The following is a 12,849-nucleotide window of genomic DNA, read 5'->3' as shown; positions in this document are numbered from 1 at the left end:
GCGGGGGCGGGCCTTCCCCGTCGTTTTGGTCCCGGTGTTGCTTCGGGGGTTTTGCCTCGCGGTTCATGCGAGGAAAGTCCCCTTCAGTGCGTCCGGTGAGAGGAAAGTCCCCTTCAGCCCGCGCTGGGTTCGAGTGCGGAGCGCAGTGCCCGTGCGGCGGCGGCCGGGTCCTCGGCCTCGGTGATCGCCCGGACGACGACGATGCGGGAGGCACCCGCGTCGAGCACCTCGGGCAGCCGGTCGAGGTCGATGCCGCCGATCGCGAACCACGGCCTGGAGGTGCCGGAGGCGGCGGTGGAGCGGATCAGGCCGAGGCCGGGGGCGTCCCGGCCCGGCTTCGTCGGCGTCGGCCAGCACGGTCCGGTGCAGAAGTAGTCCACGCCGGGCTCCTCGGCCGCCGCGGCGGCCTGCTCCGGCGAATGCGTCGACCGGCCGATCACGACGTCGTCGCCGAGGATCCGGCGGGCCAGTGACACCGGGATGTCGTCCTGGCCGAGGTGCAGGACGTCGGCGCCGACGGCGAGAGCGACGTCGGCCCGGTCGTTGACCGAGAGCAGTGCTCCGTGTCGAGAGCAGGCGTCCGCGAGGATTTCGAGAGCACTGATCTCCTGTTTGGCCTCGAGCGGTGCGCCCCCCGTCTTGTCGCGCAGCTGGACGATGTCGACACCGCCGGCGAGCGCGGCGTCCACGAACTCGGCGAGATCGCCACGCGCCGTGCGCGCGTCGGTACACAGGTACAGCCGGGCCTCGGCGAGGCGGGCACGGATCTTGTCGCCAGTGAGGTGGGGCATGGCGGGGACGTTACCCGCGCGCTACGGTGGGGTGGTCCGCACGGGAGCCCGAGGCACGGGCTGAGAGGGAGCCGTCACCGCTCCGACCGTGGAACCTGATCCGGGTCATGCCGGCGCAGGGAGCGTGATCGCATGAATGCATTGACCATCATCGGCGGCGGCGTGATCGGCCTCGCCACGGCTTGGCGTGCCGCCGTCGAGGGGCACCGGGTCACCCTGTACGACCCCGATCCCGGGCGCGGCGCGTCCTGGGTGGCGGGTGGCATGCTGGCTCCGGTCACCGAGGCCTGGCCGGGCGAGGAGGACGTCCTCCGCCTTGGCGAGGCGTCGCTGCGCCGATGGCCGGGCTTCGCCGGCGAGCTGGCCGCCGAGGGCGTCGATCCCGGCCTTGCCGGGCACGGCACGCTCGTCGTCGCGCTGGACAGCGCCGACGCCGGGCAGCTGGACATCCTGGCCGGGTTCCTGCGGTCCCTCGGCCGCGACGCCGAACTCCTCACCGGCCGCGCGGCCCGCCGTGCCGAACCCGGCATCGGGTCCGTCCGAAGTGGACTCCTGGTGCCCGGCGACCTGGCCGTGGACAACCGAAAGCTGCTGCTGGCACTCGAACACGCCTGCCGTCGGCGCGGGGTGGTGTTCCACAGCGACCGGGTGGACACGCTCGACGACGTCCGCGCGGACGCCGTGGTGCTCGCCGCGGGCGCGTGGACGGGACGGCTGCATCCGCTGCTGGCCGACGCCGTCCGCCCGCTCAAGGGCGAGATCCTGCGGCTGCGGCCCCGTCGCGGCTGCCTGCCGCCGCCGGTCAACACCGTCCGCGCACTGGTCGAGGGCCGCCCGATCTACCTCGTGCCCCGTGCGGACGGCGAACTCGTGCTCGGCGCGACCCAGTACGAGGCCGGATTCGACGAGAGCGTGACCGCGCGCGGCGTACGCGAGCTGTTGGAAGGCGCCGAGCGCGTGTTCCCGGCGATCGCCGAGTACGAGCTGGTCGAGACCGCGGCCGGGCTGCGGGCCGGAAGTGTCGACGCGCTGCCGTTCGTGGGTGAACTCGGCGACGGCGTCTTCGCCGCGACCGGGCATCACCGCAACGGCCTGCTGATGGCCCCGGTGACCGCGGACGCCGTGGTCGCCTGGCTGGCCGGTGAGGCGCCGCCGGACGAGGTCGTCGCGGCCTCGCCCGCGCGACTGCGGGAAAGGGAACGAGTGTGATGGAGATCCAGGTCAACGGCCACTGGCGTGAATTCCCCGACGGGGCGACCGTGGCCCAGGTCCTCGACGCGCTGGGCACCGCCCGGCAGGGGGTGGCGGTGGCGCTGAACGGCGAGGTCGTCCGCCGGGGCGACTGGCCGGACGCCGTGGTGCCCAAGGGTGCCAGCGTCGACGTGCTGACCGCGGTCCAAGGAGGTTGAGAAAATGACCGACACCGTCAACGACGGCGACCAGCTGGTCATCGGCGAGTACAAACTGTCCTCCCGGCTGATCATCGGCACCGGCGGCGCGGCGAACCTGGCCGTGCTGGAGCGTGCGCTCGTCGCGTCGGGAACCGAACTGACGACGGTCGCGATGCGACGCGCCGACGCCGAGGGCGGCTCCGGAGTCCTCGAATTGCTGCGCAGGCTCGGAATCGCATTGCTGCCCAACACCGCGGGTTGTCGTACAGCGGCCGAAGCGGTCCTCACCGCACGATTGGCGCGCGAGGCGTTGGATACCGATCTGATCAAGCTTGAAGTCCATGCGGATGATCGGACGTTATTGCCCGATCCGCTGGAAACTCTCGACGCCGCCGAACAACTCGCCGCCGACGGATTCACCGTTCTGGTGTACACGAACGACGATCCGGTGCTCGCGCTGCGCTTGGAAGAGGCGGGCTGCGCCGCCGTCATGCCGCTGGGCGCGCCGATCGGAACCGGCCTGGGAATCCGGAATCCGCACAATATCGAGCTGATCGTGTCCCGAGCGTCGGTTCCGGTCATCCTCGACGCCGGAATCGGTACCGCTTCGGACGCGACACTCGCGATGGAACTCGGTTGTGACGCGGTTCTGCTCTCCACCGCCGTGACACGCGCGGCGGATCCGGAAAAAATGGCCTCCGCCATGCGTTCGGCGGTGCTCGCGGGCCGGCTCGCTCGGGGAGCTGGACGTGTCCCGCAGCGCTTTTGGGCGCATGCTTCGAGTCCACCTCGGTGAATCCTCGGTACCTTCACGCGGAAAGAGTCCCGGGCGCCGTAAGGTTGACGGCACTTTTCCAGCGGGCAGAAGGAGCCAGCGGTGACCACCACATCGGTCCAGGACGTCTCGGGCAGGTTGTACCTCGCCGTGGGCAGGCTGTCCCGGTCTTTACGGCAGGCGGGAGTGCCCGGTCCCGGGCACGGCGCCATCTCGGCGCTCGCCACGCTGGTGCACCTCGGCCAGATGCGCCTCGGGGACCTGGCGGCCAAGGAGGGCGTCGCCGCCGCGACCATGTCCCGGATCGTGGCTTCGCTCGTCGAGTCCGGCTACGTCAGCCGCGAGTCGGACCCGGTGGACCGGCGGGCGTGGCTGGCGAAGGCCACAGAGGAGGGTGAGCGGCTGGTCTCCGGCGTCCGGTCGACGCGGGTGCAGGAGCTGAACCGGAGACTCGATCGCCTGTCGGACGAGCATCGCGAGGCGCTCGCCGCCGCTCTGCCCGTCCTGGAGGCTCTCATCGCCGACGAATGAGCTGAAGGGGACTTTCCTCGCATGCCATGCGAGGAAAGTCCCCTTCAGTGCTCCTCGGGAGCCAGCCGCCAGAAGGCCGAGACGGGACCGACCTTCGCGCCCATCGGGTAGGCGTGCTCGACGGCGTTGGACACGAACCACTTGCCGTACCGCGCCGCCTCCACAACGGACATCCCGCGCGCCAGCCCGGCCGTGAGCGCGGACGCCATGGTGTCCCCGGCGCCGTGGGTGTGCGGGGTCGCGTAGCGCCTGCCCGGGAGTTCGACGAACGTCGAGCCGTCGAACAGCACGTCGACGCATTCCGGGTCGGACACCAGATGCCCGCTCTTCACCAGCACGTACTTCGGCCCGAGCCGGTGCAGCACGATCGCGGCCTGGTGCATCTGCTCGCGATCGGTCACGGTCATGCCGGTGAGCAGGCGGACCTCGTCGAGGTTCGGCGTGAGCACGGTGGCGCGCGGCAGCAGTTCGTCGCGCAGCGCGATCAGCCCGGCGTCGTCGAACAGCGGGTGGCCGTGCATGGACGCGGCCACCGGGTCGACGACGAACGGGACCTTGCGGTCGCGCCCGATGTCGGCCCTGTCACACGCCGCCGCGACGGCGTGGATGATCTCGGCCGAGGCGAGCATCCCGGTCTTCGCCGCGCCGACACCCATGTCGGCAGCGACGGCCTCGATCTGCCCGGCGACGATGTGCGGCGGCAGATCGGCCCGGTCGTGCACGCCGAGCGTGTTCTGCACGGTCACCGCGGTGACGGCGACCAGGCCGTGCACTCCGCAGGTGAGGAACGTCCGCAGGTCCGCCTGCAGGCCGGCGGCGCCGCCCGAGTCGGAGCCCGCGATCGTCAGCGCCGAGGGCGGGCTCGGGTTCTCGCTCATGTTTCTTCCCGACTTCCGGTCTGAGCCATTTGGTCAATCATCCTTCACCAGTAGTCCATCACGGCGGCTGAAAGTGAAAGCTATTGCACATTCGGTCGAAGGAGTGTGGATGAAGGTCTCCTCAGCAGTCCTCGCGGTGGCTCTCGTAATGGCCGGGGCCCTCGCCGGGGCGACGGCGGACGCGGACAGCCCGAAGGTCTCCCACGTGACGACCGTCGGCGTACACAACACCTACGAGACTGGCGCGTACGACTACCTCGCGCGCTCGCTGGACGCCGGGACGTCCCTGATCGAACTGGACGTCTGGCCGGACATCGTCACGCACGAGTGGAAGGTCAGTCACTCGAACCCGCTGGGGAACGACAACAACTGCGTCGCGGCGTCCTCGGCCGACCAGCTGTACTCCGGTGGGCGGAACAAGAACCTGGAGTACTGCCTCGACGACATCCGGCTCTGGCTCGCCGCGCATCCGGGGCACTCGCCGATCACCCTCAAACTGGAGATGAAGACCGGGTTCTCGGACAACCACGGCCTCGGCCCCGACGAGCTCGACGCCACCTTCCGTGCCCACCTCGGCCCGGCGGTGTTCCGCCCGGCGGACCTGCTCGGCCGTTACTCCACTTTGGACGAAGCGTCTCGGGCGGACAACTGGCCTTCGCTGGATGCCTTGCGGGGCAAGGTGATCACCGAGATCATCCCGGGCACCGTCGAGGAGGGGAATCCGACCGACACGCTCAAGGCCGACGTCGAGTACGCGCGCTACCTGCGTTCGCTCGCCGGGGCCGGCCGAATCGGCGAGGCGAACATCTTCCCGGCCGTGCACGGCGCTGCGCCGGGTGACCCGCGTACGAAATACTCGGACACCGGGCTGCGGCCGTGGTTCGTCGTCTTCGACGGCGACGCGAAGGCGTGGGTCACGCAGACCGGGCCCGCCTGGTACGACGCCAACCACTACTACCTCGTGATGACCGACGCGCAGAACGTCGAGCCCGCGATCGACGGGCACGCCCCGACCGTCGACCAGGCGAACCGGCGCGTGGCGGAACTGGCGAAGCAGCACGCGTCCGTGGTCACCGCCGACTGGACCGGCCTGACCACCGTGCTCCCGCAAGTCCTCCCGCGCGGCTGAGCATTGGTGGTCCGTGAAGGCCTCCTTCACAGCGCTCAGCCCTGTGAAGGAGGCCTTCACGGCGCGTTCACACAGTGGACAGGTGAGGCCCTTACCCTCTCGATAATTGGTTCGAACAAGTTATCTGGAGGGTTCATGCGCAGAACGCTCTGCCTGGCCGCGGCCGTGGTGGCGGTCGCCGGGCTGACTTCCGGGGTCGCCGTGGCCCAGGTGGCCAAAACGCCGAAAGCCCTGGTGATCGGCCTCGACGGGGCTCGGTTCGACAAGCTTCTCGCCGCCGACACCCCCAATGTCCACGCGCTCGTGCAGCGCGGCTACGCCTCACGAAGCGCGCTTTACGGCAGCGGGATGGCGCAGACTTCGAGCGGTCCGGGCTGGTCCACGATCCTCACCGGAGTGTGGCCGGACAAGCACAAGGTCAAGGACAACTCCTTCAGTGGCAACAACCTGGCCGCCAATCCGAGCTGGCTGGCGCGGGCCGAAACCGCGAACCCGGCACTCGACACGTATGCGGCGGTGGACTGGAAGCCGATCGGCGACCAGATCCTGCGTACCGGGCAGGACCGCAAGTTCGTGCTCGACGGCGACACCGCCGGGTATGTCAAGACCGACGAGCAGGTGGCCGTCGACGCCGAGAAACATCTCAAGCAGGACAAGGCCGACGCCTCATTCGTCTACTTCGGACAGACGGACGAAGCAGGCCACGCGCACGGTGCCGACTCGCCCGAATACTCCGCCTCGCTGCGCACCGACGACGCGCTGATCGGCCGCCTGCTCGCGGCGATCGACGCACGGGCCGGACGGGCGAACGAGGACTGGCTCGTCATGATCAGCACCGACCACGGTCACACCGCGGCGGGCGGCCACGGCGGCGACAGCCCGGAGGAACGCATGACGTTCGTGATCGCCGCGGGCGGGGCTGTCCCGCCGGGAACTCCTGCCGTGCAGCCGAAGATCGTCGACATCGCGCCGACCGTGCTGCGTCATCTGGGGATCGCCGCGCCCGTGGGATACGACGGCTACCCGCTGGGCGCGGTGCCGCCGGATGCGTTCGACAGCGCGGTGCTGAAGCCGCGTCAGGACGAAACCGTTGTCCCGTCCGGGGTTCTGGGCTGGACTCACGAAGGCCCGGGTGGCTGGACCGTGCGGAACGCGTCCGGAATGCCTTCGGGGACAACGGAATGGCAGGGCTGGGCCTTCACGACCGACGACTTCTGGACCCGGACGGCGCCAGGCCAGCAGCGTGAGGCGAACGTGCGGGCCCGCGGTGTCTTCGCCGTCGCCGACCCCGACGAGTGGGACGACAAGGGCTCGCCGTCGTCGAAGGGTACGTTCGATTCTTCGCTGGTCTCCCCGGTGATCGACGTGACCGGCAAGGGGCGGGCGGACATCGGTTTCGTGTCGCACTACCGCCAGGACGGCACGCAGCGCGGCGCGCTGACGGTGTCCTTCGACGGCGGCGCCGAGCAGTCCGTGCTCGCCTACGGCCCGGAGTCCGGCACCGCGAACAAGGGCGGCGACATCCTGGCGGCGCCGACGTCCGCGTCGGTCGCGGTCCCGGCCGGTGCGCGCTCGATGCGGGTCACCTGGCGTCTCTACGCCGCGGGCAACACCTGGTACTGGGCCGTCGACGCCCCGCACATCACCACCCGTTAGCGCCCCTCGGCGGGTATTAGGGAGCCAGGCGCCAGAAGGGGGAGACGGGGCCGACTCCGGCGCCCAGCGGATACGACTCGGCGACGCAGCGCTCGATGAACCGCTTGCCCTCGGCCACCGCGGTCGGTACGTCCGCGCCCTTCGCCAGGGACGACGTGATCGCCGAGGCGAGGGTGTCCCCACCGCCGTGCGTGTTTTCCGTGTCGTAGCGCGGTCCGGACAGCGAGATGAACTCCGTGCCGTCGGAGAGCAGGTCGACGCAGTCCGCCGCGTCGTGCATGTGCCCGCCCTTGACGAGCACCCAGGTCGAACCGAACTCCAGCAACGCTTCCACCGCCGCCCGCTGTGACGCCGCGTCGGACACCGTGACGCCGGTGAGCAGCCGGACCTCGTCGAGATTCGGCGTGATCAGCGTGGCGCGCGGGAACAACTCGGTCCGGATGGCCTCCAGCGCTTCCTCGCGCAGCAGGGCGTGCCCGGTCATCGAGGCGGCCACCGGATCGACGACGAACGGGACGTCCGCCGATCGTCCGATGTGGACCTCGTCGAGGGTTTTCGCCACCGCCTGGATGATCTCGGCGGTCGCGAGCATCCCGGTCTTGGCCGCGTTCACGCCCATGTCCGTGGCCACCGCCTTGATCTGCGCGGTGACGACATCGGCCGGGATCTCGCTGAAACCCTGCACGCCCAAGGAGTTCTGCACGGTGACGGCGGTCAGTGCGACCATTCCGTGCACGCCGTTCGCGAAGAACGTGCGCAGATCGGCCTGGATGCCCGCACCACCGCCGGAGTCGGATCCGGCGATGGTGAGAGCGGTCCTCGGTGCGGTCGTCACTGACCGACCACGGGCAGGTAGACCTTGCCGCCGTGGTCGGCGAACTCGGCGGACTTCTCCGCCATTCCGGCCTCGATGGCCTCCACAGTGGACAGTCCGTGTTCCTCGGCGTACTTGCGCACGTCCTGGGTGATCCGCATCGAGCAGAACTTCGGGCCGCACATCGAGCAGAAGTGCGCCGTCTTCGCCGGTTCCGCGGGCAGTGTCTCGTCGTGGAACGCGCGCGCGGTGTCCGGGTCCAGCGAGAGGTTGAACTGGTCGTTCCAGCGGAACTCGAAGCGGGCCTTGGAAAGCTCGTCGTCCCACTCCTGCGCGTACTGGTGGCCCTTGGCCAGATCCGCGGCGTGCGCGGCGATCTTGTAGGTGATCACGCCGGTCTTGACGTCGTCGCGGTTGGGCAGGCCAAGGTGTTCCTTCGGTGTGACGTAGCACAGCATCGCCGTGCCGTACCAGCCGATCTGCGCCGCGCCGATCGCGGAGGTGATGTGGTCGTAGGCGGGCGCGATGTCGGTCGCGAGCGGGCCGAGCGTGTAGAACGGCGCCTCGCCGGTGAGCTTCTCCTCCAGCTCGACGTTCTCCTTGATCTTGTGCATCGGCACGTGGCCGGGGCCTTCGATCATCACCTGGACGTCGTGCTCACGCGCGATGTGCGTCAGCTCGCCCAGCGTTTCCAGCTCGGCGAACTGCGCGCGGTCGTTCGCGTCGGCGATCGAACCGGGGCGCAGGCCGTCACCGAGGGAGAAGGTGACGTCGTACTCGCGCAGGATCTCGCACAGCTCGGAGAAATGCGTGTACAGGAAGGATTCCTGGTGGTGCGCGAGACACCACGCGGCCATGATCGACCCGCCGCGGCTCACGATGCCGGTGACCCGGCGCGCGGTCAGCGGGATGTAGCGCAGCAGCACGCCGGCGTGCACCGTCATGTAGTCGACGCCCTGCTCGCACTGCTCGATGATCGTCTCGCGGTAGATCTCCCACGAGAGCTTTTCCGGCTCGCCGTTGACCTTTTCCAGCGCCTGGTAGATCGGCACGGTACCGACCGGGACCGGCGAGTTGCGCAGGATCCATTCGCGGGTCTCGTGGATGCGCTTCCCGGTGGACAGGTCCATGATCGTGTCGGCGCCCCAGCGGGTGGCCCACACCATCTTGTCGACCTCTTCCTCCACAGAGGACCAGACGGCCGAGTTTCCCATGTTGGCGTTGATCTTCACCAGGAAGTTCTTGCCGATGATCATCGGCTCGCTCTCCGGGTGCCTGCGGTTGACCGGGATCACCGCGCGTCCGCGCGCGACCTCGTCCCGCACGAATTCGGGAGAGCAGCGCTCACGCGCGGCGATGTACTCCATCTCGCGCGTGATCACCCCGGCCTTGGCCCAGCCGAGTTGCGTGTTGTGCTCGCGCCCGTCGGCCCAGCCCGCCCGCAGCCGGTGAAGTCCACTGTGGACGTCAATGTTCGCGTCCGGATCGGTGTACGGGCCCGACGTGTCGTACACGTCGAAGTGTTCCCCGTTCGAGAGATCGATCCGCCGTGCGGGAACCCGGAGCCCGGATTCCGTCTGGTGGTACACCTTCCGCGAGCCGGTGATCGGACCCGTGGTCACGGTCGGCGTGATGGCGGCGTTGTTCTCCAGCGTCGTCAACGACGTTCACTCCCTACGCCGGCATTACCCGGTCAGGTTCATGCGGTCGGCGGCACCGGGTGTCCAGATCGACACCAGCCGCCCTCTCAGCCCGCCATGGCGCGAGCTCCCGCGGTTTTTCAAGGTTGTGCCCCGACCATGCCACGCCGAGCCCGAGTACTCAACCCTGGGGGCTGTGATAGCACGAACGGACCGTTCGTGCCGGAACGCCGATCTTGTCGGTTTCCGGCGGTATCCTGGGCAGGACAGAGCGGAGGGAGGTGGAATCGATGAGCGCCGCTGCTGTGGGACAGGGCTGGGATGCGTTATTGCGCACCTGGCGGGAGCTCGACGTGCCGGAGGGATGGCGCGCCGAGATCATCGAGGGGGGAATCGTAGTCATGACACCGCCGCCCGGCAGGGGGCACAACCTCATCGCGGATGTGCTGCATCCGGCGGTGAAAACGGCGGTGCCGAGGGAATGGGCCGTGCTGCAGACCCTTGGCGTCTCCGTCCCGGGCTTGTGCCGGATCTACGAGCCTGATCTCGTCGTGGTACCGCGGGGGGTCGTGTCCGCGGGTGCGGACAGTGAACCGGTACCGGCCGAAGAGGCCAAGCTGGCAGTGGAGATCGTCTCGAAGAACAACGCGCGTACGGATCGGGTGGAGAAGCTGCGTGCGTACGCGGTCGCGGGTATTCCGCTCTACCTGCTGATCGATCGGTTCGCTGATGAGGGCCCGTGGGTCACTCTGTTTTCGAAGCCGGTCGATGGGCACTACCGCCATACGGATGGTGTGCCGTTCGGCGGGAAGATCACCATTCCCGAGCCCGTCGGGCTGGTGCTCGACACCAAGGAGTTCGACTAGGCAGGTGGCCGGTTCACCGGATCGGGCCATGCGCGGGGGAGGCTTTACGGCCAGAATCTCCAGGTGTTCTGTAACGGTGCAGAACCCTGACCTGGGGGTCACTTATGCGCAGAATCCTGCTTCCGGCGCTGGCCGCGTTGCTGGTCACGAGCCTGGTCCCGGCCGTGGCGGCGGCGTCCGGCGAGGCGCCGGGCGCGCCCGGCTCGCATCCGAGCTGGCTTCCGGCGAACAAGACGGGCTTCGGCACCGCGCGTGACAAGGCGAGCGACGTGTGGTTCACGTTGCAGGGCGGCCGGATGTCCGAGGTGTACTACCCCGATTTGTCCACGCCGAGCGTTCGCTCGCTGGAGTTCGTCGTCACCGACGGCCGGAGCTTCGCGGTGACCGACTCTTCGGCGCGTGCACAGCGGGTCCGGCGTCTCGACGGCCTGACCTACGAGCAGACCATCACCGACGACCAGCACCGCTGGACCCTGCGCAAGACGTACGTGACCGATCCGGCACGGCCGACCGTGCTGGTCGACGTCGACTTCACGTCCTTGACCGGGCAGCCGTACCAGCTCTACGCGGTCGCCGATCCCGACCTGACCAACAACGGCGCCGACGACACCGCCGCCGCTTCGGGTGCGGAACTGACTGCGCACGACGCGAGCAACGCGGCCGCGCTCACGGCGGCTCCGGCGTTCACGCATACGAGCGTCGGCTACGCGGGAGTGTCCGACGGCGCCACACAGCTCGCGAAGACGTTCCGCTTGGCGGAGTACGCCACCGCCGCGAAGGGCAATGTCGTGCTCACCGGGCAGACCGCGGCCGACGGCGTCCGCGCGCGGCACGTCACGCTCTCCCTCGGGATGGGCGACAAGGCTTCGGTAGCGCTGGACAACGCCCGCGCGTCGCAACGGCGCGGCTGGCGTGACACTGCCCGCGCCTATGACCAGGGCTGGCGCGATTACCTCCGCCGGGTCGAGGACACGCCGTCGTCGCTGCGGACGCGGAGCGAACGTGACCTCTATCAGGCGTCGGTGCTCACGCTGGCCGCGAGCGAGGACAAACACCACCCTGGCGCGTTCATCGCTTCGCCCAGCATGCCTTGGCGCTTCGGCAACAACGATCCGGAGTGGTCGCCGTCGGGCACCTACCACCTCGTGTGGCCGCGCGACCTCTACCAGATCGCGACCGGCCTGCTCGCCGCCGGCGACCGCGATGCCGCGAACCGTTCGGTGGACTACATGTTCGGTACGCAGCAGCTGCCGGACGGGCATCTGCCGCAGAACAGCAACGTCGACGGAAAGCCGTACTGGCCTTCGATCCAGCTCGATGAGACCGCGTTCCCGATCGTGCTCGCCCAGCAACTTGGCCGTACGGACGGGAAAACCTGGCAGGGTGTCCGCAAGGCGGCGGAATTCCTGTTGTCCTACAAGGGATCCAATGGGCTCGCCTCGCCGTACTCGCAGCAGGAGCGGTGGGAGGAACAGGACGGCTACTCGCCCTCGACCATCGCCGCGGTCATCGCGGGCCTCGTCTGCGCGGCGGATCTGGCGAAGCACAACGGCGCCGCGGCCGACGCGCAGCGGTACCTCGCGGCGGCCGACGCCTTCAAGGCGAACCTGGCGCGGTGGACGGTGACCACGAACGGTCCGCTGTCGAAGGACCCGTACTTCGTCCGGCTGACCAAGGACGGCAACGCGAACGCGGGCACGCGCTACAACCTCGGCAACTCGAGCGTCACCACGGACCAGCGCGCGGTCACCGACGCGGGATTCCTCGACCTCGTCCGGCTCGGCATCTACCGCGCCGACGATCCGGTGATCCGCAACAGCGTCAAGGTGACCGACGCCGACATCGCGTTCACGACGCCGACCGGACAGTTCTGGCACCGCTACACGAAGGACGGCTACGGCGAGAGGCCGGACGGCTCGCCGTGGGACTACACCTTCCCGGCGGAGAGCCGGACGACCTACGGCCGGTTGTGGCCGCTGCTCGCCGGTGAGCGCGGCGAGTACGACCTTGCGAACGGCGACCCGGCGTCGGCGGCGCGGCGGCTACGGGACCTCGGGCGAGTGAGCAGTTCGTCGGGCACCATGCCGGAGCAGGTCTGGGACGAGAACGCGCCTTCGGGGCAGACCGGCTTCCCGGCCGGAACCCCGACGACGTCGGCGACGCCCTTGGCCTGGACACACGCCCAGTACATCCGCCTCGCCCAGGCCGTCCGCGCCGGCTCCGTCATCGAACAACCCACCGTCGTCCGCTGCCACTTCCTGGGCTGCTGATGCGCCCAGGGCGTCCCTCGGACTTGCCTCCGTTCGCCTGATGTCGCGAACGCTCCGTTGCGCGCGCTTATTCGGCCCGCAAGCGGGGGTGGGGCACCCCGCCCCCGG

The 12,849-nt window shown here is 69.2% G+C and carries 12 protein-coding genes and 2 riboswitches; of the genes, 8 read left to right on the top strand and 4 right to left on the bottom strand.

Going from position 1 to position 12,849, the window contains the following annotated elements:
- Window positions 1-113: 113 nt before the first annotated feature.
- Complete coding sequence (thiE, locus tag ACFWY9_RS27830; RefSeq protein WP_378328829.1) at window positions 114-791, bottom strand: thiamine phosphate synthase; 678 nt, start codon at window positions 789-791, stop codon at window positions 114-116.
- A 30-nt stretch (window positions 792-821) separates the two neighbouring features.
- A riboswitch (TPP riboswitch) is annotated at window positions 822-930 on the top strand.
- On the opposite strand from thiE, the gene thiO reads away from it, so the two are divergent.
- The 4 genes from thiO to ACFWY9_RS27810 all read left to right on the top strand — a co-directional run bounded on the left by thiO (window position 924) and on the right by ACFWY9_RS27810 (window position 3,488).
- On the top strand, window positions 924-2,000 hold the full coding sequence (gene thiO, locus ACFWY9_RS27825) for a glycine oxidase ThiO (RefSeq protein WP_378328828.1): 1,077 nt from the start codon (window positions 924-926) through the stop codon (window positions 1,998-2,000). (Overlaps the previous riboswitch by 7 nt.)
- Window positions 2,000-2,200, top strand: a complete 201-nt coding sequence (gene thiS / locus ACFWY9_RS27820; protein WP_378328894.1) for a sulfur carrier protein ThiS — start codon at window positions 2,000-2,002, stop codon at window positions 2,198-2,200. The genes thiO and thiS overlap by 1 nt, the downstream gene beginning before the upstream one ends.
- A 4-nt stretch (window positions 2,201-2,204) precedes the next feature.
- On the top strand, window positions 2,205-2,978 hold the full coding sequence (locus tag ACFWY9_RS27815) for a thiazole synthase (RefSeq protein ID WP_378328827.1): 774 nt from the start codon (window positions 2,205-2,207) through the stop codon (window positions 2,976-2,978).
- Between the two features lie 81 nt (window positions 2,979-3,059).
- Window positions 3,060-3,488, top strand: coding sequence for a MarR family winged helix-turn-helix transcriptional regulator (locus ACFWY9_RS27810; RefSeq protein WP_378328826.1), 429 nt, complete (start codon window positions 3,060-3,062; stop codon window positions 3,486-3,488).
- A gap of 44 nt (window positions 3,489-3,532) precedes the next feature.
- On the opposite strand, the gene thiD (ACFWY9_RS27805) is transcribed toward ACFWY9_RS27810, so the two are convergent.
- Complete coding sequence (gene thiD, locus ACFWY9_RS27805; RefSeq protein ID WP_378328825.1) at window positions 3,533-4,366, bottom strand: bifunctional hydroxymethylpyrimidine kinase/phosphomethylpyrimidine kinase; 834 nt, start codon at window positions 4,364-4,366, stop codon at window positions 3,533-3,535.
- Window positions 4,367-4,475: 109 nt separating this feature from the next.
- Here thiD (ACFWY9_RS27805) and ACFWY9_RS27800 point away from each other — a divergent pair, with 109 nt between their 5' ends.
- Window positions 4,476-5,495, top strand: coding sequence for a phosphatidylinositol-specific phospholipase C domain-containing protein (locus tag ACFWY9_RS27800; RefSeq protein WP_378328824.1), 1,020 nt, complete (start codon window positions 4,476-4,478; stop codon window positions 5,493-5,495).
- Between the two features lie 135 nt (window positions 5,496-5,630).
- Complete coding sequence (locus tag ACFWY9_RS27795) at window positions 5,631-7,151, top strand: alkaline phosphatase family protein (RefSeq protein ID WP_378328823.1); 1,521 nt, start codon at window positions 5,631-5,633, stop codon at window positions 7,149-7,151.
- 16 nt (window positions 7,152-7,167) lie between these two features.
- Here ACFWY9_RS27795 and thiD (ACFWY9_RS27790) read toward each other — a convergent pair whose 3' ends face one another.
- Both thiD (ACFWY9_RS27790) and thiC read right to left on the bottom strand, forming a co-directional pair.
- Window positions 7,168-7,986 (bottom strand): bifunctional hydroxymethylpyrimidine kinase/phosphomethylpyrimidine kinase, encoded by an 819-nt coding sequence (gene thiD / locus ACFWY9_RS27790; RefSeq protein WP_378340269.1) that lies wholly within the window; start codon window positions 7,984-7,986, stop codon window positions 7,168-7,170.
- Window positions 7,983-9,626: a phosphomethylpyrimidine synthase ThiC gene (gene thiC, locus ACFWY9_RS27785; RefSeq protein ID WP_378328821.1), complete on the bottom strand. Its 1,644-nt coding sequence runs from the start codon at window positions 9,624-9,626 to the stop codon at window positions 7,983-7,985. Before thiC ends, thiD (ACFWY9_RS27790) begins: the two co-directional genes overlap by 4 nt.
- A riboswitch (TPP riboswitch) is annotated at window positions 9,620-9,749 on the bottom strand. Its footprint overlaps the gene before it by 7 nt.
- A 146-nt stretch (window positions 9,750-9,895) precedes the next feature.
- Between thiC and ACFWY9_RS27780 the strand changes: the two genes are divergently transcribed.
- Together ACFWY9_RS27780 and ACFWY9_RS27775 are read left to right on the top strand one after the other, a co-directional pair.
- Window positions 9,896-10,471, top strand: coding sequence for a Uma2 family endonuclease (locus ACFWY9_RS27780; protein WP_378340287.1), 576 nt, complete (start codon window positions 9,896-9,898; stop codon window positions 10,469-10,471).
- 104 nt (window positions 10,472-10,575) lie between these two features.
- The gene (locus ACFWY9_RS27775) at window positions 10,576-12,741 is read left to right on the top strand and encodes a glycoside hydrolase family 15 protein (protein ID WP_378340268.1); all 2,166 of its coding nucleotides are present in this window, start codon (window positions 10,576-10,578) and stop codon (window positions 12,739-12,741) included.
- Window positions 12,742-12,849 lie beyond the last annotated feature (108 nt).

Origin of the sequence: Amycolatopsis sp. NPDC059027 (genome assembly GCF_042739735.1) — a bacterium.
Classification (GTDB): domain Bacteria; phylum Actinomycetota; class Actinomycetes; order Mycobacteriales; family Pseudonocardiaceae; genus Amycolatopsis.
The sequence above is the reverse complement of the archived record's forward strand: the minus strand, read 5'-3'. Positions and strand labels throughout refer to the sequence as shown.